General features: G+C 70.4%; 17 protein-coding genes and 3 tRNA genes. 4 read left to right on the top strand and 16 right to left on the bottom strand.

The window, feature by feature from the left end; genetic code table 11:
- Positions 1-19: 19 nt before the first annotated feature.
- The 16 genes from FM105_RS09385 to FM105_RS09310 all read right to left on the bottom strand — a co-directional run bounded on the left by FM105_RS09385 (position 20) and on the right by FM105_RS09310 (position 15,349).
- Positions 20-1,660 carry a metallophosphoesterase family protein gene (locus FM105_RS09385; protein ID WP_256970324.1) on the bottom strand — a complete coding sequence of 547 codons (1,641 nt, stop codon included), beginning with the start codon at positions 1,658-1,660 and terminating at the stop codon, positions 20-22.
- Entirely contained in the window at positions 1,657-2,793 is a 1,137-nt protein-coding gene (locus FM105_RS09380) for a UDP-N-acetylmuramate dehydrogenase (RefSeq protein ID WP_087007590.1), read from the bottom strand. Before FM105_RS09380 ends, FM105_RS09385 begins: the two co-directional genes overlap by 4 nt.
- Entirely contained in the window at positions 2,790-3,245 is a 456-nt protein-coding gene (locus FM105_RS09375; protein ID WP_087007588.1) for a MaoC/PaaZ C-terminal domain-containing protein, read from the bottom strand. The genes FM105_RS09380 and FM105_RS09375 overlap by 4 nt, the downstream gene beginning before the upstream one ends.
- A gap of 11 nt (positions 3,246-3,256) precedes the next feature.
- Positions 3,257-3,706, bottom strand: coding sequence for an FAS1-like dehydratase domain-containing protein (locus FM105_RS09370; RefSeq protein ID WP_087007586.1), 450 nt, complete (start codon positions 3,704-3,706; stop codon positions 3,257-3,259).
- Positions 3,707-3,757: 51 nt separating this feature from the next.
- Positions 3,758-4,348, bottom strand: a complete 591-nt coding sequence (locus tag FM105_RS09365) for a hypothetical protein (RefSeq protein ID WP_218777934.1) — start codon at positions 4,346-4,348, stop codon at positions 3,758-3,760.
- Positions 4,345-5,100 carry an energy-coupling factor transporter transmembrane component T family protein gene (locus FM105_RS09360; protein ID WP_087007582.1) on the bottom strand — a complete coding sequence of 252 codons (756 nt, stop codon included), beginning with the start codon at positions 5,098-5,100 and terminating at the stop codon, positions 4,345-4,347. The genes FM105_RS09365 and FM105_RS09360 overlap by 4 nt, the downstream gene beginning before the upstream one ends.
- The gene (locus FM105_RS09355; RefSeq protein WP_087007580.1) at positions 5,097-6,656 is read right to left on the bottom strand and encodes an ABC transporter ATP-binding protein; all 1,560 of its coding nucleotides are present in this window, start codon (positions 6,654-6,656) and stop codon (positions 5,097-5,099) included. The genes FM105_RS09360 and FM105_RS09355 overlap by 4 nt, the downstream gene beginning before the upstream one ends.
- Entirely contained in the window at positions 6,653-7,306 is a 654-nt protein-coding gene (locus FM105_RS09350; RefSeq protein ID WP_087007578.1) for an ECF transporter S component, read from the bottom strand. Before FM105_RS09350 ends, FM105_RS09355 begins: the two co-directional genes overlap by 4 nt.
- 242 nt (positions 7,307-7,548) lie before the next feature.
- Entirely contained in the window at positions 7,549-8,040 is a 492-nt protein-coding gene (locus FM105_RS09345) for a CinA family protein (protein WP_087008370.1), read from the bottom strand.
- A gap of 212 nt (positions 8,041-8,252) precedes the next feature.
- Positions 8,253-8,326, bottom strand: a tRNA-Met gene (locus FM105_RS09340).
- 27 nt (positions 8,327-8,353) lie between these two features.
- Positions 8,354-8,426: transfer RNA gene (locus tag FM105_RS09335), tRNA-Thr, on the bottom strand.
- 73 nt (positions 8,427-8,499) lie between these two features.
- On the bottom strand, positions 8,500-9,864 hold the full coding sequence (locus FM105_RS09330) for a hypothetical protein (RefSeq protein WP_087007576.1): 1,365 nt from the start codon (positions 9,862-9,864) through the stop codon (positions 8,500-8,502).
- Positions 9,861-12,089: a hypothetical protein gene (locus FM105_RS09325; protein WP_143275859.1), complete on the bottom strand. Its 2,229-nt coding sequence runs from the start codon at positions 12,087-12,089 to the stop codon at positions 9,861-9,863. The genes FM105_RS09330 and FM105_RS09325 overlap by 4 nt, the downstream gene beginning before the upstream one ends.
- 92 nt (positions 12,090-12,181) lie before the next feature.
- Complete coding sequence (locus FM105_RS09320) at positions 12,182-13,030, bottom strand: glycerophosphodiester phosphodiesterase (protein WP_256970323.1); 849 nt, start codon at positions 13,028-13,030, stop codon at positions 12,182-12,184.
- The gene (gene glsA / locus FM105_RS09315) at positions 13,027-14,853 is read right to left on the bottom strand and encodes a glutaminase A (protein WP_087007573.1); all 1,827 of its coding nucleotides are present in this window, start codon (positions 14,851-14,853) and stop codon (positions 13,027-13,029) included. The genes FM105_RS09320 and glsA overlap by 4 nt, the downstream gene beginning before the upstream one ends.
- A gap of 414 nt (positions 14,854-15,267) precedes the next feature.
- A tRNA-Tyr gene (locus tag FM105_RS09310) sits at positions 15,268-15,349 on the bottom strand.
- Positions 15,350-15,609: 260 nt separating this feature from the next.
- Between FM105_RS09310 and FM105_RS09305 the strand changes: the two genes are divergently transcribed.
- The 4 genes from FM105_RS09305 to FM105_RS09290 all read left to right on the top strand — a co-directional run bounded on the left by FM105_RS09305 (position 15,610) and on the right by FM105_RS09290 (position 18,982).
- Positions 15,610-16,101 carry a YajQ family cyclic di-GMP-binding protein gene (locus tag FM105_RS09305; RefSeq protein ID WP_087007572.1) on the top strand — a complete coding sequence of 164 codons (492 nt, stop codon included), beginning with the start codon at positions 15,610-15,612 and terminating at the stop codon, positions 16,099-16,101.
- A 339-nt stretch (positions 16,102-16,440) separates the two neighbouring features.
- The gene (ectA, locus tag FM105_RS09300) at positions 16,441-16,977 is read left to right on the top strand and encodes a diaminobutyrate acetyltransferase (RefSeq protein WP_256970322.1); all 537 of its coding nucleotides are present in this window, start codon (positions 16,441-16,443) and stop codon (positions 16,975-16,977) included.
- Positions 16,978-17,164: 187 nt separating this feature from the next.
- On the top strand, positions 17,165-18,451 hold the full coding sequence (gene ectB / locus FM105_RS09295) for a diaminobutyrate--2-oxoglutarate transaminase (RefSeq protein ID WP_087007567.1): 1,287 nt from the start codon (positions 17,165-17,167) through the stop codon (positions 18,449-18,451).
- A 126-nt stretch (positions 18,452-18,577) separates the two neighbouring features.
- On the top strand, positions 18,578-18,982 hold the full coding sequence (locus tag FM105_RS09290; RefSeq protein ID WP_087007566.1) for an ectoine synthase: 405 nt from the start codon (positions 18,578-18,580) through the stop codon (positions 18,980-18,982).
- Positions 18,983-18,989 lie beyond the last annotated feature (7 nt).

The following is an 18,989-nucleotide window of genomic DNA, read 5'->3' as shown; positions in this document are numbered from 1 at the left end:
GCGTCGAACCGCGCGGGGATCACGCGGCGTCGCCCTCGTCGACCGGTGCATCGTCGGCGTCCTCGTCCGTAGGGTCGACGACGATCGCCGGCGCCGGTCCGGGGAACGGCACCCAGTCGGAGAACTCCACGCTCGCGTCCATGCCGACGCTCACGTACTGCACGTCGACGGGCGCGCCCGTCGTCCGGTCGATTCGCATGATGCTCATCTCAGCGCCCATCTTGAGCGGACCCGGCGTCAGCGCATCCGCCAGGGCACCGCCGGTCGTCGAGCCCACCGTGCGCACGCCCTCCCCGTACCGCTCCGGTGGCACCCGGCGGTGCCAGTGCCCGTGCAGGCCGTAGTCGGCACAGCCGGACGCCAGTGCGGGCTCCGCGTGGCGGGGGTCGTGGATGAGGAGGAGTCCCGCGTCCGCACGGCAGGCATCGGCGGCCATCCGCGCGGTGAACTCCTCCGTCGTCTCGCCGGTCTCCAGGACGTCGCCGGAGGGGAAGACCGTGCGTCGAGGATCCCCCGCGCCGAACAGGGTGAGCCCCGCGACCTCCACGGGTTCGCCCTCCATGACGGTCCACCCCAGTTCGCGGGCTCGCCCCGCGGTGTCGAGGGAGTCGTGGTTGCCCGTGACGAACACACTGGGCACGTCGTTCGGCAGCGCCTGGTCGAGGGAGTCGACGCAGATGTTCTCCGCGTCCGTCCCCGTCATCGTGATGTCCCCGCCGTCGATGTGGAGGTCCGCGTCCGACCAGCGCACGACATCGCCGATGACCCGCGACATGCCCGTCTGGCAGTGGATGTCGCTGGTCCAGACGACGGTGGCGAGATCCGTGTCCCCCGCCGTGCCCAGTCCGCCCATGGGCCCGGGCCCCAGGCGCGTGCTGGCCGGGCGCAGCGGCCAGGCGCCGGCCAGATTCGTGCGGACGCCCGCATAGAACTCATCGTTCTCACGCAGCATGTCCGTGGCCGCCTGCACCGCTTCGTCCACCACCCCGGACAGTCGACCCGTCACCTCCGCCCCTGCCAGGGGCGTCCCGATGAAGACGGGGTCGGACTCGATGGCCCGGGGCGGCCCCAGCGGCACCGCCAGTGCTCCCGCGAGGACGGCGAGGCCCGTCGTCGCTGCTCCCGCCTGCAGCGCCTGGCGACGGCCCCGCACGCGGAGGGTCCTGCGCTGCGCCCCCGGCACTGCGCCCAGCAGCGCACGGACTCCGACGATGAGGGCGAACAGCGCGAGGGCGCCGACCGCCGCACGGACCGCGCTGTCCTGTGCGAGCGCGACGACGACGGTCCGCGCGTGGGCGGAGGGATCGGAGAAGAGAGCCGCATAGGCGGTGACGTCGCCGCCGAGCGCGTCGATGGTCGAGCCGCCCACGCCTGATTCGACGGGGATCTCCCCCACCGCGATGTGGACGCCCAGGCCGAAGGGGATGAGTCCGTCTGCGGGGACGACGACGCTCCCCAGGGGACCCAGGTCCGCATCGATCGCGGAGTCGCCGGTGACGGAGTACACCGCTTCGTGCGGTCCGAAGGTCGATTCGGCCTGCGCCCCGAGCACCGCCCAGGGGGCGACGATGACCAGGCAGCACAGGAGCACGACCGCCCCGCGCAGCGCCCCTGCCCATCGAGGACGCCGCGTGAGCACTCCACGCAGCCGTCGTCTCACAGGGTGAAGCCGACCAGGTTCGGTTCGGGGACCAGGGTGATGCCGAACCGCTCCGCCACTCCGGCGCGGATGCGGCGGGCGAGCGCCGCGACATCCGCAGCGGTGGCCTCACCCCGGTTCGTGAGAGCGAGGGTGTGCTTCGTCGACAGGGACGCGCGGCCCTCCCCCACGGAGAAACCGCGGCCGAACCCGGCGTGCTCGATGAGCCACGCGGCGGATGTCTTGACGACGTCCGGGTCCGCTGCGCCGGTCACGGGATCGGTCACGGGATATGCCGGAGCGTCCGCGGGGAGGACAGCCGTCGCGTCCACGCGGCCGGCGGGGCCGTCGACCAGCGACAGGATGGGATTCGTGAAGAAGCTGCCCGCTGACCACGTGTCGTGGTCGTCGGCGTCCAGCACCATGCCCTTCGACGCCCGGAGGTCGAGCACCGCGGCCCGCACTTCGTCGATCGGCACGCGGTCGCCCAGGTCCACGCCCAGCGCCCGGGCGAGCTGCGTGTAGCGCACCGGTGCGGTGGGGGCCTCGGCGCCGTCCGCCGCGGCGAGCGCGAACGTCACCGCCAGGACGACGTAGCGGACTGCACCCAGCTCGCCCGCGCTGCGCTTCAGCAGCGAGGTGCGGTAGCCGAAGCCCATGTCCGCGGGGAGCAGGACCGTCTCCTCGCCGGTGGCCCGGTCGAGCGCGCGGACCTCGACGAGACTGTCCGCGACCTCCGCGCCGTACGCTCCGACGTTCTGGACGGGTGTGGCGCCGACAGACCCGGGGATGCCGGACAGCGCCTCGAGACCGGACAGCCCACGGGCCACGGTCGCCGCGACGAAGCCGTCCCAGTCCTCCCCCGCCTCAGCGGTCACGCGGATGCGTCCCTCTGCGTCCGGTCCGCCCCATTCGATCCCCCGCGTGCGGATCAGGCACACCGGTCCGGCGAAGCCCTCGTCCGCGATCAGCAGGTTCGACCCGCCGGCGACGAACAGGACGTCCGGCGAGACCGGCGCCTCCCCCTCGTCCGGCACGTCGGCCGTGAGCGGGTGCTCGCGCACGAAGTCCGCGAGGTCCGCGCGCGAGCGGACCTCGCGGAGATCCGCGACCGGACCGCCCACGCGCAGCGTCGTGAGGTCGGAGAGCCTCACGCCAGGCGGACCTTCACCTGGGTCCGGCCCAGGACGGCCTCGTCCGCGGCATGCACCGTGAGGTCGAGGCGGACGATGCCCGACTCCGCATCGATCGCGCCGACGGTCGCGGTGAGCGCGAGCTCGGCTGTGGGTGTGCTGGGCACACCGGACTCCGCGTCGGGGACTGCGACCATCGAGGTGAAGCGCGTGCGGGCGTCGACGACCGCCCCGGGGTCGCCGGCCCAGTCCGTGACCCGCGCGACGACGGAGCCCATGGTGAGCATGCCGTGCGCGATGACGTTCGGCAGGCCCACCTCCCGGGCGTACCGCTCGTTCCAGTGGATGTGGTTGTGATCGCCGGACGCCGCCGCGTACGCGATGAGGTCCGCGCGGGACACGGGGATCGTCGTGTCGATGACGGTCTGGCCGGCCTCGAGCGAGGCGAGGGCGGGCCTGGTGGTGTTCGTCATGTCTGGTCTCCTCACTTCTCGCCGCGGACGACGATGGTCGACGTGACGGTGACGACGGCGTCGCCGGTGTCCGCATCCGTGAGCTCGGTGCGCGTGGTGATCATCGCGTTGCCGCCGGATTCGCGCAGACCGTCGACGTGCGTGGTCGCGGCGAGGCGGTCACCGGCGACGATCGGACGCGTGTAGGTGAACTGCTCCTGGCCGTGGACCACGCGGGAGTAGTCGATGCCCGCGTCCGGGCTGGAGATGAAGAGGGCCTCGCAGCGCTGCGAGGGGATGACCGCGAACGTGGTGGGGGCGATGACGTCCGCGTATCCCAGCTCCTTCGCCGCGGCCGGATCGACGTGCGCGGGATTCGTCGCGCCCACGGAGCGGGCGAACTCGGCGATCGCCTCGCGTCCCACTTCGAACGGAGCCTCGAGGGAGTACTGGGCTCCCTGCAGGTCTGTGTTGACTGACACGTGTGCCTCCTCGCTTCCGGCGCTGCGGCCTGGATCGACGCGCCTGGATGGTCAGGTCGGAGGCCAGTCTAGCGAGGGCTTCCGGTGTTCGGTCGCCAGCAGGTCGGGGCGGTGGCGGATGCGGTGCGCAGCCTCCTGCCGTCGCCAGTCCTCCCACCATGAGTCGTCGCCGTCGCGCGCGAGGATCCGGGCGCGGCGCACGGGTTCGGGGCCGTCCAGCCAGAGCACGCGGTCGGCCAGGCGCGCCGTCACCGCGGTGACGCTGCCGCAGCCCTCCACGACGAGCGCCGAGGTCCACGCCGTCGAGTCCTCCGCACCCCAGTCGGAGGTGTGCCAGTCCCAGCGCCGCCACCGCGGGCTGACGCCCCGCGCACGTTCCGTGAGGATCCGCTCGAGGGTCGCCGTCGCGTGGGCGAGTCCGTCCCAGCCCGCGTAGAGGTCGTCCATGTGGACGAGTCGCGCACCGTCCGTCTGCGCGAGAGACTCCGCCAGCGTCGTCTTCCCCGCGCCCGAGGTGCCGTCCACCAGGATCAGTCGGCCCACCGGAGCCTCCCGGGACGACGGCCCGTCCGCATCCGTCGGATGCTCCGGTCGCGCATCCGGTTCCGGTCGCGGCTCCGCCCCTGGACCCGCCCGCGTCATGCGCCCCCGCCGGAGCCGACGAGTCTGAACGTCCCGGTCGCCAGGGCGAGGCCCACCGCGGCCAGCGCGACGCCCAGCGCGGCCGCGACGACGACCGCGTCACGCCGGGTGAGCCGGGATTCCCTGGCCCACGTGCGCTCGCCGCTGCCGAAGGCGCGTGCCTCCATCGCGGTCGCGAGCATAGTCCCGCGCCGCATCGCCGTGACGAGCAGTGCGAAGGCCAGGGCGAGACCGCCTGCCGGCGAGCGGGTGTCCGACAGGCCTCGGGCGCGGCGTGCCTGTGCCAGCGACCGGTGGTCGGCGGCCAGCACCCCGGCCAGGCGGACGGCGGCGAGCGCGCCCAGGACGAACCGGGCCGGCAGGCGGGCGATCTGGGCGAGCGCATCTGCGAGGCGGGTGGGGTCGATGCCGACGAGCGCGACGAGAGTGGGCACCCCGATCGCCAGCACGCGCACGGTGATGGCGAGCGCGAGCTCGATCGAGTTGTCGCTCACCGTCACCAGCCACCACGTGAGGTGCACCGTCCCGCCCGGTTCCGCGTAGAGGAGCATGCTCAGCCCGCTGAGCGGTGCGGCCAGAAGCAGGGGCCACGTGCGCTTCACGATCGTCGCCGGGGTGATGCCCAGTGCGGTGAAGAGCACCAGCCAGATTCCCAGCGCGGCGCCTGCGCTCACGATGTCGACGCTGGTGAGCAGGGGCAGCGAGTACAGCACGGCGGCGACGCAGAGTGCCAGCGGGTTCACTCCCGTCATACTCGCACCTCCTGTGCGGCAGACTGCGACTCCAGCGGGGCCGCCTCCAGATGGAATCGCCGGTCGCCCAGGACGCGGACGTAGTCCTCGTCGTGGGTGACGGACACCGCTGCACCGCCCGCGTCGACATGGGCCGCGACGAGCCCCGCCAGCTCCGTCCAGGTCGTGCGGTCCTGCCCGAAGGTCGGCTCGTCGAGGACGAGGACGCGCGGCGCGGTGGCGAGCACGGTCGCGACCGACAGGCGACGCTGCTCGCCGCCGGAGAGCGTGTAGGGGTGGGCCTGTGCCAGGTGCGTGAGGCGCAGGCGCTCGAGGAGCTCATCGACGAGCGCGCTCTGCTCCCGGGCGCGGACCAGTCGGGGTCCGACGGCGAGTTCCTCGCGCACGCTGCGGGTGACGAACTGGTGCTCGGGTCGCTGGAAGACGGTGCCGATCCGCGTGAGGAGCTGCCTGGCCCTCCACCGGTGGGGGTGCGGAGAGCGGGTCCCGCGGGCGAGCTGCGCAGACGCTCTGACCTCTCCTGCCAGCGGTGCGGTGAGACCGGCGAGCGCGAAGGCGAAGGTCGTCTTCCCGACCCCGTTCGGGCCGGTGACGACGAGCGACTCCCCTGCCCGCACCTCGAGGTCGAGGTCCTCCCGCACAGCGCTGCCTCCGTGGCCCACGGCGACACCGGCCGCCGTGAGGAGCGGGGGATCCGCCGGGCTCGGCGAGGCGGGCGACAGCGGACCCGGCCCGACCGGAGACCGCGGGGGCGGCTGGTCGGGTGACGAGGGCCTCGGCAGCGGTGGCGTCCGCGGCACGTGCGGACGGGAGCCGGGCACCCACACGCCTGCGGCCTCGAGCGCGGAGCCTGCGCGGGCGAAGACCGCGTCCGGCGGACCGTCCGCGATGAGCCCGCCGGCCGGTTCGAGGACGACGACGCGGTCGACGAGGCCCAGCCATTCATCGACGCGGTGGTCGACGACGACGAGCGTCGTGGAGGTCTGCGCGACCGCCCGGCGGACCTCGGCCGCACCGTCGTGGTCGAGGTTCGCGGTCGGCTCGTCCAGCAGGAGGAGGCCCGGGCTCATCGCGAGCACGCCGGCGATCGCGAGTCGCTGGCGCTCTCCCCCGGACAGGTGCGCGGTCGGCCGGTCGAGGGGATGGCGGAGGCCCACGGCGTCCAGTGACCGGGTGACGCGTCGCCAGATCTCGTCCCGCGGCACGGCGAGGTTCTCGCAGCCGAAGGCGACGTCATCGCCCAGCACGGGGAGGATCGTGTTCGCCTCCGGGTCCTGGAGGACCAGTCCCGCGCGCCCCCGCTGGTGGGCGGCGGGGACTCCGTCGAGGGTGAGCGCGCCGGTCTCCACCCCGTCCTCGGTGTCGCCCAGGATCCCTGCGAGCCCCGCCAGCAGCGTGGACTTGCCGGCCCCGGACGGGCCCAGCAGCAGAACGCGCTCGCCCGGTTCGATGACCAGGTCCAGTCCGGCGACGGCGGGGTGACGACGGGATGCGTGCCGCCAGCCCCACCCGGAGGCGACGATGCGTGCGGGACGGGAGGTGCCGGGCGCGCTCACGCGAGCCCCCTCACCTCTCGTCCGGCGGCGAATCGATCCAGGGCGCCGGTGCGGGCGAGCGCCCGCGTGAGCGCCCACCCGGTCAGGCCCGCGAGCACCGCGCCGGACACGACGAGGCTCACCAGGTAGATGACGAGGAACTGGGTGCTCATCTCGATGTTGCCGGAGAGGAACAGCTCCAGCGTCCACGCGAAGAGTGCTGCGCCGATCCCGGCGAGGACGGCTGTGCCCACGCCGAACCGGCGGTAGCGGCCCAGGAGGAGGATCAGCTCAGCGCCCAGGCCCTGTGCGATGCCGGAGTACACGGTCTCCACGGCCCACTGGCTGCCCAGGAGCATCGAGACGACGGCGGCGAGCAGCTCGACGAAGAGTGCCGCTCCCGGCTTGCGGATGATCAGGCCGCCCAGGACGCCGCCCAGCAGCCAGACGCCGGCGACGAGGCCGCCGAAGCCCGGTGTGAGTGCGTCGAGCGCCATGAAACCGGCGTAGCCCGCGAAGTTCCAGAAGGTGAAGAGCAGTCCGATGACCACGCCCAGGACGGCCGCGATCACGATGTCGAGGGTCCTCCACCGGAAGCGGGTGGGTGCGTGGGCCGCCGCGCGGGCAGGGGCGGGCTCGGTCGAATGGGTGTGCGTCTGTGAATGCGTCATCGCGCAGTGCCTTTCGTACGACGAACGGCACGGGTGAAGAGTCTCCCTTGCGCCGGCATTATCCGGTTCAGGTTCGACGGTCGAGGGCTCGACGCCCTCCTCTCAGCCTGGATCCGCCAAGCTCCCGTGTGCGGCTCATCGTAGCCCAGATGTCATCGCACACCCGCACTGCGACGCACGGCGCCCCACATCCAGTGAGTGCGAACTGGACCAACGGCAGCCCGAACGGGGCCGGGTCGTACTCAGTCGAGCTTCGCGGCCTCGCGCTCCAGCAGGAGAAGCGCGGCCTTCTCGGTCTGGGCGAGCACGTCGATCGGGTCGCCTGAGAAGCGGTGGAGCTCCGTGTGGACCTCTCCGCGCACGGACACGGCGATCCACGTGGTGCCGGGCGCCTGTCCCTCCAGCGAGTCGGGTCCGCCGGCACCGGAGGCGGCGATGCTCGCGGACGTGCCGAGCAACGCGGCGACGTTGCGGGCCATCACCGTCACGGCGTCTTCGGAGACGACCGGGCCGGGAGCGACGTCGAGCACCAGATGCTTGACCTCTGACCAATAGCAGACGATCGCTCCCGCGAACCACTCCGAGGAGTTCGGTGCGGCCGCAAGCTGGTTCGCGATCTTCCCGCCGGTCAGCGATTCCGCGACCGCGACGGTGAGACCGCGCTCCGTGAGCTCGCGCGACAGCCGTGCTGCGATCTCCGCGGCTTCGTCTTCGCGCTCCTCGTAGTCCGCCATGGTCTCCCTTCTCCGCGCCTCGCTCGGATTGTCACGCGTCGCGCTGTCAGCCGCTGCGCTCTCGGCCCCCGCACATCCATTGAGTGCGAACTGGTCCACAACTGCGCCGAACGAGGCCGGATTGCACTCATTCGAAGCGGGCGTGCCCACAGTGCCCCGCAGACGAGAAGAACCCCTCACCGGATCCTGTCCGGTGAGGGGTTCTTCTGCTGTAGCGGGAGGGGGGCTCGATCCCCCGACCTCACGATTATGAGTCGTGCGCTCTAACCACCTGAGCTACCCCGCCACACGCAGACTGCGCGGAGCCCACGAGAGCCCCAAAAGGGAATCGAACCCTTGACCTTTTCCTTACCATGGAAACGCTCTGCCGACTGAGCTATTGGGGCAACGAGTGGTAACTCTACACAGGCGCCAGACCGTTTGCAAAGCCGGAATCCGCCAGTGTGACAGACCCCGCATTCACCCTTTCATCCGCGCTTCCACGACCGCGTCGACCAGGTCCTCCTGCGTCCCGCCGTACAGGGTGCTGGCCCACACGGTGTCCCTCAGGACATAGGGCTTCCCGGCGACGGAGAGCCACTGCAGCGGGTTGTCGTTCCCCGCATCGTGGACGCATTTCGCACACGCGGGAAGGGTGATCGTGCCCTCCCGCCCTGCGACGTCCGCATCGATCGTCTTCTTCGCCTGACCGTGCCGGGGGTCGATGCTGCACAGCTCCTGCGACGGGGCCCCGCCACCGGTCTTCCGCGCACCCAGGCGGAACCGCCCCCGGTCGCCCTTCCGGCCGGAGCCGATGGAGGCCTCCGCACGCGACACCGCGGACTCCGCGATCCCCATGAGCACCATCGCGCCGGCGAGGTCGTCCTCCTGCGAATCTGCGTCGTCTGCGATCCTGCGCGCCTGTCCGTAGGCGTCGAGGCCGTGCTCCACGAGATCGGCGGTCTCCCTGTCGATGCCGTCGGTCTGGAGCTTCTCCAGCCGCTCGACGACATCGAGCGCATCGTCGCCCAGCGCCCTGCGCATGGCTCCGCGATCCGCCGCGGCGGCTGCGCGCGCGACCGCCTTGGGGATCCGGTAGCGCTTCCTCTTCGCCCCACGCGGGATGAAGAACCACAGCGCGGCCGCCACGACGGCGATCAGCCCGACTGCGATCACGAAGGACCGCATCGGGTACACGGTGATCTGGTACTGGATCCAGCGCCACGTGCTGTTGTCGCCGGAGGACACATTCGTCACGGGCTCCGGGTCCTGCAGCCGCTCCAGTCCGGTCCGCAGCTGCACCAGCACCGAATCGGACCGCGCCCCTGACATCGACGTCGAATAGAACTGCGACTCCAGCAGGCGGGTGCGGTCCTCGTCAGGCGCGACCACCTCGACCGCCGGCATGTATCCGCCCTCGCCCACCACCATGACGACGAACTCCTCACCCGGCAGCACGTCCGCGAGCAGCTGCGCCACAGTCGTGTCCTGCTGGAAGTCCAGTGCCGAGTCGAAGACGATGTAGGTGGGCACCTCGGCCTCGTCCTGGAGCTCCCGCAGCTCCTCGAACCCACCGCCGTAGAGATCCACCGACCCCTCGTCCGCGATCAGCGACTCCTCCTCGAGCTGCGTCGCATACGTCTGGACCGTGCCCAGCAGGGATCCGGAGTCGTCCGTGCCACCGGCGGCGGAGAGGACGACCGCGGCCGAGGTCCCCAACACTGAGGTCGCCGTCACCGAAGCTCCCGTCACCGGCGTCGCCGAGGCGGCACCGGCGGCCAGACCGCCGCCGGCCACTCCGAGCACCACTGCCGTCCCCGCCACCCTCATCGCCAGCCGTGTCATCGTCTGCTCCTCTTCTGCTTCCCGGACGTCCGGCCGCTCCCGCCTGCGGCACGCTTCCGCGTGCCGGAGCCCGATCTCTTCTTCGCCTTCGCGGTCGGGTCCGTCCGGTCGACGACCAGGCCACGGCAGAGCACGCCGACGACGATCACCGCGAGCGCGGCGCCGATCGCGCCCATCAGTGTGCGCACCCAGGTGCGGTTCTCCCACTCTGCGGTGTCCGGAGCCGGCATGAACTCCGCCTCGTCCTCGTCGTCCGAGTCACTGAGCCCTCCGCTGACTCCATCGTCGGGGATCCACGAGACCTGGGACGCCCACCTCAGCTGTCCCAGCGCCTCGTCGGTCACCGTGGCATCCGCGTCGAACTGCGGACGCTCCGGCGAGCCTCCCCGATAGTCGTCCCGGATCCCCGCCGCCACGAGCTCCGCACTGCGGTAGTCGAGGACCACCGCCAGCGCGCCGTCCGGCAGGGCGTCCGCGATGAGATCCTCGGTGTCGACGGAATCGACCACGCCGGTCGTCGCGGAGTCCAGACCGATGACCCGGACCTCACGGCCCAGCTCGTCGGCCACGGAGTCCGCGGCGTCGCCGATGTCAGCGAGTCCCACCCCGACGAGGCCTGCGCGGGACAGCGGCGTGACCGCGGGACCGTCGGCAGAGTCCGCCACGAGCTCCGCGATCACCTGCTCCTGCGCCGCGGCCGGATCGGCGACCAGCGACCCGGGTGCGCCGAGCTCCGCCGTATACACCTTCTCCATCTGGTCTGCGTCGTGCAGCCCGCCCACGATGCCCGCGACGAGCGCGGCGATGGCCGCGATCCCCAGCAGTGCCGTCCGTGCCCACGGCGAGGCGCCCGCGCGCGACGACGGCGAGGCGGTGCGCGCGGACTCCACCGCGCGCTCCACACGGGCCGCACCTCGCGCCGGCTCCCAGTCCGCCGGCATCGCTGCGATGGCCTCGCTCAGTGAGCCGAAGGCGCCGTAGCCGCTCGCCGCCCACGGCGACGAGGCGCGCGTCCAGTACGGCTTCCCCCGATCGATGCCGGAGCGGCTCAGGTACGACGGAGCGCGGCCCTTCTCGATCCGCTCTGCGGAGAGGCCGGACACGGGGACGACGGTGAGGGCTCCGAGGATCTCCGTGCTCTCCTCGTCGTCCGCCGGGAGATCCGGGCGGAAGAAGCAGTGTCCCCTGCCGTCGCCCTCCAGTTCGTCCGCGAGTGCGTTCCAGCCTGCCCACACGAGCGGCGAGTACGTCTCGTCCGGGGCGGGGAGCCTGCCGAGAGCGGTCTCCTGCGACGAGGAGAGGCGCTTCGCCCGGGTCAGCTTCCGGCGGGAGTGCGTCGCCCGCTCCCGCAGCGACACGAGTGCCGAGGTCTCGTGCACCAGGTCGATCCGCGTGCCGAAGATCCGGGCGAGCGGTCCTGACCGGCGCGGCAGGAGGACGAGCAGGGCGAGGACCAGGAGCACCAGCCCCACCACGCCTCCAGCGAAGAAGGCCGCCGTCATGATGAGCGAACCGGTGTCGCCCTGCTCCATCGACAGCGCCCGATACCGGACCCCCGTCCAGCCGACGGCGGACGTCTCCTCCTCGAGCAGCTCCGGCTCGTGGGGGTCCGCGGCCACCGCACGCAGAGTGTAGGAGACCCCCGCAGCGGTGACCTCCGAGTTCACATACGGCGGACCCGTGGCGTGCGTCTGCGTGAGCTCGGACTCCAGCCGTCCGTCCGCGTAGACGCTGAAGTGCGCCGTCGAGCCCTGGGCCAGCACATAGACGGTCTGCGGGTGCGGGTCCTCTTCTGCGATCCGGCCGAGTCCCCGCTGGAGGCCCGCCATGGTCTCCCCCGTTCCGCTGTCCATCGCGTAGGGGAACATGATGGCCGGCAGAACGGCGATGCGCACGGTCCAGCCATCGTCCTCGAGCGCCGCGATCCGCGGATCGATCATGTCGCGCTGCCGGGCGTCCCACAGCTGGACCGCCTCCGGGGCGACGGCGACGGCGTCGTCCTGCCACGCCCCTGCGACTGTCTCGTGGAGGTAGTCCGCCACCGCCGCGCGGTACTCATCGCGGATCTCCGGGGACGGGGCAGCGGTGTCTTCGTCCGCGGCCGGCGCCGCGGCCTCGGGTGAGGTGACGGCGGCAGGTGCGACAGCCTCGGCAGCGGCTTCGGCGGAGGCTTCGGCGGAGGCTGCAGTGCCCGTGTCCGGCACGGCGGCGGCGGGGACGGCCACCGGTCCGAGCCCGAGGCCGCAGATGGCGACGAAAGCACCCGCCGCGACCAGCGAGGTCGGGCGGGTGCGTCGGAGAGTGCGCCGTCGGCCGCTCACACCGGTTCGTACTTCGCCGCGAGATAGCCCTGGAGCGTCGCCGGCAGGTTGGTGATGATGCCGTGGACGCCCGCGCCGAAGAGCTTCTCCCAGGAGCTGGGATCGTCGACGGTCCAGACGAACATCCCGAACCCGGCGTCCAGGAACTGGTCGGCGACCCCCCGCCGCATGAAGAAGCCGCGGACGGACGGGTTGTACGCGAGCGCCTGCAGGTCGTCGACAACGGCCAGGTCGTCCTCGCGCGGCACGGTGCGCAGGAGGCAGCGCTCCACGAGCGGGGCGATGTCGCGCAGGAACGCGAGCGTGGCCACGGAGAAGCTCTGGACCACGGTGCGGTCCGCCATGCCCTCGTCGATGATCGAGCCCGCAACGGATGCCACCGCGCCCGGCGACCACTCCCCCTTGAGCTCCAGCAGCAGCCGGCCGCCCTTCGTGGACACGTCCTTGAGGAGCGTGTCGAGCTTCGGCAGCCGCTGGCCGGCGAAGCCCGGACCCGCCCACGAACCCGCATCCAGCCGGGAGAGCGCGTCGTCGTCCAGCTTGCCGACGGCACCGGAGCCGTCCGTCGTCCGATCGACCGACTGGTCATGGATCACGGTCGGGGTGCCGTCGCCACTGACGTGCAGGTCGACCTCGATCCAGTCGGCGCCCACCATGCGCGCCGCGTCCACCGCGGCGAGCGTGTTCTCCGGCGCCGCGCCCGAATACCCCCGGTGGGCGATGACCCACGGTCTGTCCGTCACGAGGGGCACGCCGGATACGTCCTCGTGGGCGAACGCCGCGTTGCGCACGCGTTCGGCCCACGAGCTGAGGTGGGGCTCGGATCGGACCCTGTCGTTCGTCACTGCGTCTGCGCCTCTCCTCGGACTGCCTGAGCCAGTCGCGTGTACCCGTTGACGGTGATGCTGCGCCACAGGGCCGCTGCCGCTGCCGGATCCTCGATGCCGATCCGGTCGATCGCGTCTGCGGGCAGGAAGTCGAGGGTGGTCGCGCTCGTCGCGATCATATCGAACGGCTGGCCCCCGTCCGGGTTCAGCGCGAACTCGCCGAAGGTGGTGCCTGCCCGCAGCACAGCCAGCAGGTCACCGTCGGCACTGTACGTGCAGACCTCGCCGGCCCGCATGAAGCGGATCCCGTCGAAGTCGGCGCCGATGGCCCTGATCACCTCTCCCTTGCGATGCCTCTGCTTCACCAGGTGGTCGAGGATGACCGCCCGGTGCTGCGCCTCGAGGGAGTCCAGCATGGGCGCGTGGGTGTATTCGGGGTCGTAGAAGCAGGATTCGTCGCCGTACCGGCGCAGGACGATGTCCTCCGCCCAGGACAGCGCGGCATACCGGTACGCGAAGGACCTGATCCCCATCGCCTCGACGTGCTCCGCGAGCAGACCGTCGGCGTCGACGACGGCCAGGGCGATGCCCGCCTCGGACATCGCCCTGGCCAGCCGGTGGAGGCTGGCGATCGTGACGCGGGAGAGGTCGTCGACCTTCGTGAAGTCCAGGACGACGCACAGCGGGTCCTCGAGATCGCCGATCAGTCGTGCGACCGCCTCGAAGCCGCTGAACTGGAGGTCACCCACCAGCTCGATGAGGTGGGCATGGTCCCCGTGCTCCGCGAGCACGGCGTCCGCCCCTGCCGGGCGGCGCACGGTGGAGTTCGAGTAGTCGACGGTCACGTGGGAGCGGATGGAGGAGCGTCCGACGGTCGCCGCGCGCACGAAGTGGAGTCCCAGGTCCTCCGACATCTCCTCGTGCACGATGATGCCCTTCGCGCTGTTGCCGTGCTGGTCGAGCGGCGGGGAGAACGTCGCGATGCCCAGCTGACCGGGCAGGACGGAGATGATGCCGCCGCCCACTCCGCTCTTCGCGGGCAGTCCGACGGTGGCCACCCAGTCGCCGGAGTCGTCGTACATCCCGCACGTCGTCATGACGGACAGGACTCGCTCGACGACCTCCTCCGTGAAGACGCGCTCATCGGTGAGCGGGTTGACGCCCAGGTTGGCGAAGGTCGCGGCCATGACGGACAGGTCCACAGCGGTGACGGTCACGGCGCACTGCCGTGTGTAGTCCTCGAACGCCGTCGTCGGGTCACCGTCGATGATGCCCCAGGACGACAGGAACCAGGACAGGCCCCGATTGTGGGCGCCGTCGCGCAGATCGGCCGCGAGCACGTCCTCATCCAGGCGGAGCTCGCGGCCGGCGCAGGCCGACATCGTCGCGAGGACCCGGGAGAAGACCGTCTCCCCCGGTGCGGGCCGCACGAGCGATGCGGCTGCGATCGCACCGATGTTGATGAGCGGATTCTTGGGGCGGCCGCTGCCGGACTCCGACGAGATGTCGTTGTAGGCGCTGCCCGACGGCTCCACGTCGATCTTCGAATCGACGACGTCGAATCCGGAGTCCATGAGTGCGAGGGCGTAGACGAAGACCTTCGAGATCGACTGGATGGAGAACTCGACCTCCGAGTCGCCCACCCCATAGGTGTGGCCGTCCGCAGTCGTCATCGCTATCCCGATACGGGTGGGATCCGCGCCGTAGAGGACGTTGGGATCGGATTCGGGTTCCGGTGCGGCCGCCGTCCGCAGGCGGGAGAGGCGGTGGTCGGCGAAGGGATCGGCGCCGCTGACTGACTCGTGCAGACTGAGCAGGTAGGAGCGTACGGGAGAGCGCATGCGATCAGGCTACTGTCCGCACGCCCTGTCGGACGGACAGACATGTGTCCGTCCCGTCACGCTGTGCATGCCGATGGGAGATGCTCTGCCGTCCGGGGGAGGTGTTCTGCCGTCGGGGGTTCTGCCACAGGGAGTTCTGCCCCAGGTAGTTCTGCCCCAGGTAGTTCTGCCCCGAGCCAACCGGAGCCAACCGGCATCTCGTCGAGTGAGTGCAAAGCGGCCCCCTCACACGGGTGATGGGGCCGCTTTGCACTCACTCGATAGCTGGATCGAGACCTATAACCTCGACAGCTGGACCGTGGCATATAACCTCGCAAACTGGGTCGAGACCTCTAACCCTGGATCGCCGAGGGCCCGCAGACGAACGAAGACGGCCCGTCGTCAGCGTTTCCGCTGGTGACGGGCCGTCTTCGGTGGCAGATGAAGGATTCGAACCTTCGAAGGCTGTGCCGGCTGATTTACAGTCAGCTCCCTTTGGCCGCTCGGGCAATCTGCCGTCGCGCTCTCTCGAGCACCTGATAGAGAATACACATTCGGCCGCACCGGCGCTAATCGGGCGGGTGAGGTCCGCAGCACACTCGGGAGGCGCCTCTGCGCGGGCATCCGCGCGCAGGCAGAGGCATCCCCGGAGGCCCTCGACTAGCATGGGCGCCATACGCGGGGGCGCTCGTGCGCACCGTCGCGACGACAGACCACCCACCCCGACGGGAGATCGGCCAGGACGCCGGCCGCCCGTCGTCCAGCAGGAGGCACATCATGGCAGCGGATTCCAGTTTCGACATCGTCAGCAAGATCGACCGCCAGGAGGCGGACAACGCCCTGAACCAGGCGGCGAAGGAGATCGGGTCCCGCTACGACTTCAAGGGGTCGGGCGCCGCGATCGAATGGAAGGGCGAGGGCATCCAGCTGCGCGCCGACGGCGCCGACCGCGTCGCCGCGGTCCTCGATGTCTTCCAGTCGAAGCTCGTCCGTCGGGGCATCTCGCTCAAGTCGATCGACGCGGGAGAGCCGTACCCGTCCGGCAAGGAGCACCGAATCGACGCCACCCTCAAGGAGGGCATCGACAAGGAGAACGCCAAGGAGGTCTCCAAGATCATCCGCGAAGAGGGTCCCAAGGGCGTCAAGGCTCAGATCCAGGGCGACGAGCTGCGCGTGACCTCGAAGAAGCGCGACGACCTCCAGTCGGTCATCAGCCTACTCAAGGGCAAGGACCTCGACGTCGACCTCCAGTTCGTCAACTACCGCTGACCGCCGGTCGGACCACTCCGCATGCACGAGGCGGGTGCGGCACCTCCACGGAGAAGTCGCACCCGGAGGAGCCGCACCCGCCTCGTCGTGACGCAGCTCACACGAGAATCCCGCATGATGGTTTCTGGGTAACGAACCGGTAACGGTCCCGCAACGATGGGACTCCAGTTCCACAGCCGTCCGGATCCGGTCCGAGCGACCCCCCGCCAGCCCCCGGAACCACTGACGATGCGGGGGTCTCACCTGGGAACCCTCAGACCCCCTGAAGCCGCTCATCGCGGGCCCGCAGCACACTTTCCGGCGGTTGAGATCCTCCCTCAGATCGCTATGTTGGAACACGTGACTCCCGCAGACACAGAGACCACTTCCGCTTCTACCCCCGCTGAGGACTCCGGTTCCGAGCGGGTCGAGCTCCGCTCCCCCTCCATCGCGGACGGCAAGCACATGTGGACGCTGGCCCGTGATTCGAAGGTTCTGGATCTCAACACCTCGTACGCCTACCTCCTGTGGGCGCGCGACTTCTCCCGCACCTCCGTCCTGGCGGCGCTCGACGGAGAACCGGCCGGCTTCATCACCGGCTACATGCGTCCGGACGCTCCGGACACGCTCATGATCTGGCAGGTCGCCGTCGATGCCGCCAGCCGCGGACACGGGCTGGCAGGCCGGATGCTGGACGAGCTGGCTGATCGCACCGGGGCAGCCCGCCTCGAGACGACGATCACCGCGGACAACGAAGCGTCCCAGCGACTCTTCACGTCCTTCGCAGCCCGCCACGGCGCGGAATGCACCCACAGCCCCCTGTTCGTGCCGGAGGACTACCCGGACGGCCACGACACGGAGCACCTCTATGAGATCGCACCGCTCGGCTCACGCTGAGCATGGACGGCCGCGGCCATCGCGCCGCGACCCGGCACTGTCCTCACAGTGACACCGTCCCCACCCACGTCGGGCGCTTCGGACTGAACCTCCGCACGCGTCCGGACCGTTCGGTCCAGCAGCCGAGAAGCGGCTCCCGTCCGGTCGAATCCCAAGGGTCGAAGACCCCAGGAAGGTGAGAACCACCATGACCGACATCTTCTACTCCCTCGAATCCGAGGTCCGCAGCTACTCCCGCAGCTGGCCGGTGGAGTTCGTGCAGGCGTCCGGCGCGACGCAGACGGACGCATCCGGCACGGAGTACCTGGACTTCTTCTCCGGAGCCGGCGCTCTGAACTACGGCCACAACAATCCCGTGGTCATGGAGCCGCTCATCGAATACCTGCAGTCCGGCGCCGTCCTGCACTCGATGGACATGATGACGCCCGCCAAGCGCGAGTTCCTGCAGACGTTCAAGGACGTCATCCTGGAGCCCCGCGAGCTGCCCTACAAGGTCATGTTCCCCGGCCCCACGGGCACGAACACGGTCGAGGCGGCGCTCAAGCTGGCCCGCAAGTACACCGGGCGCCAGCACATCCTGTCGTTCACGAACGCGTTCCACGGCATGACGCTCGGCTCGCTGTCCGTGACCGGCAACTCGATGAAGCGCCAGGGTGCGGGCATCCCGCTCACCAACTCGTCGAAGATCCCCTACGACGACTACTTCGATGGCGAGACGGCGGACTTCCTCTGGCTCGAGCGCGTCCTCGAGGACTCGGGCTCCGGCGTCGACAAGCCGGCCGCCATCATCGTCGAGACGGTCCAGGGCGAGGGCGGCCTCCGCGCCGCGCGCTTCGACTGGCTGCGCCGCCTCTCCGACCTGTGCGCGGAGCACGAGATCCTGCTGATCGTCGACGACGTCCAGGCCGGCTGCGGCCGCACGGGCACGTTCTTCAGCTTCGAGGACGCAGGGATCGTCCCGGACATCGTCTGCCTGTCGAAGTCCATCGCGGGCTCCGGCCTGCCGATGGCGCTGACGCTGTTCCGTCCGGAACTCGACATCTGGTCGCCGGGCGAGCACAACGGCACGTTCCGCGGCAACAACGCAGCGTTCGTCACCGCCACCGCAGCGCTCAAGGAGTACTGGGCGGATCCCTCCTTCCAGAAGGAACTCGCGACCACCATCGACGCGATGCACGCACGCCTCGAGTCGATCGCTGTCACGACGAGCGGCGCCGGAGTCCGCGGACGCGGCCTGCTGTCCGGCCTGTTCTTCGAGGATCCCGAGGCCGCCGGCAAGATCGCGGCCGAGGCCTTCCGCAACGGGATGCTCCTCGAGACGTCCGGACCGAAGGACGAGGTCGTGAAGATCATGCCTCCGCTGACGGTGACCGCTGACGAGCTGGAGCGAGGACTCGACATCATCGAGGCCGCGGTCCGGACCGTCACCGGTCCCGCCGTCGAGCGCCCCTCCGCCGAGGCCACGTCTGCCTGATACGCACACTCGCCACCCCGGTCCGACGAACGGAGACCACCGCCCGTCAGTCCGGGGTGGCACACTGCCGGAACGGCTGCTCGTTCCCCGAGCACCGCTCACACCACGATCTTCAGGAGTGATCCCATGTACGTTGTGAACATCGATGACCTCAACGGCACCGAGCGCGACATCGTCAGCGACAACTGGCGCAGCCGCCGCATGGTGCTGGCGCGCGAGGGCGTCGGCTTCTCGTTCCACGAGACGACCCTCTACGCAGGAACCACCTCGACGTTCCACTACCAGAACCACATCGAGGCCGTGTACTGCGTCGGCGGCTCCGGGACCATCACGGATGAGGAGACCGGAGAGGTCCACGAGCTGCGCGACGGCACGCTGTACCTCCTCGACAAGCACGACAAGCACACGGTGCGGACCGAGCACGAGATGCGGATGATCTGCACCTTCAACCCGCCCGTCACGGGCCGTGAGGTCCACGACGAGAACGGTGTCTACCCCGCTCTCAACGAGGACGGCACGCCGATCTCCTGACGCCTCG

Origin of the sequence: Brevibacterium yomogidense (assembly GCF_900163715.1) — a bacterium.
Lineage (GTDB): Bacteria > Actinomycetota > Actinomycetes > Actinomycetales > Brevibacteriaceae > Brevibacterium > Brevibacterium yomogidense_A.
The sequence above is the reverse complement of the archived record's forward strand: the minus strand, read 5'-3'. Positions and strand labels throughout refer to the sequence as shown.

What these genes read in the sequence shown, in the direction of transcription:
- FM105_RS09375 (WP_087007588.1), bottom strand. Translation starts at nt 3,245, where the DNA reads ATGACGAACACCACCAGGCCCGCCCTCGCCTCGCTCGAGGCCGGCCAG.
- FM105_RS09365 (WP_218777934.1), bottom strand. Translation starts at nt 4,348, where the DNA reads ATGACGCGGGCGGGTCCAGGGGCGGAGCCGCGACCGGAACCGGATGCG.
- FM105_RS09360 (WP_087007582.1), bottom strand. Translation starts at nt 5,100, where the DNA reads ATGACGGGAGTGAACCCGCTGGCACTCTGCGTCGCCGCCGTGCTGTAC.
- FM105_RS09350 (WP_087007578.1), bottom strand. Translation starts at nt 7,306, where the DNA reads ATGACGCATTCACAGACGCACACCCATTCGACCGAGCCCGCCCCTGCC.
- FM105_RS09345 (WP_087008370.1), bottom strand. Translation starts at nt 8,040, where the DNA reads ATGGCGGACTACGAGGAGCGCGAAGACGAAGCCGCGGAGATCGCAGCA.
- FM105_RS09330 (WP_087007576.1), bottom strand. Translation starts at nt 9,864, where the DNA reads ATGACACGGCTGGCGATGAGGGTGGCGGGGACGGCAGTGGTGCTCGGA.
- glsA (WP_087007573.1), bottom strand. Translation starts at nt 14,853, where the DNA reads ATGCGCTCTCCCGTACGCTCCTACCTGCTCAGTCTGCACGAGTCAGTC.
- FM105_RS09305 (WP_087007572.1), top strand. Translation starts at nt 15,610, where the DNA reads ATGGCAGCGGATTCCAGTTTCGACATCGTCAGCAAGATCGACCGCCAG.
- ectB (WP_087007567.1), top strand. Translation starts at nt 17,165, where the DNA reads ATGACCGACATCTTCTACTCCCTCGAATCCGAGGTCCGCAGCTACTCC.
- FM105_RS09290 (WP_087007566.1), top strand. Translation starts at nt 18,578, where the DNA reads ATGTACGTTGTGAACATCGATGACCTCAACGGCACCGAGCGCGACATC.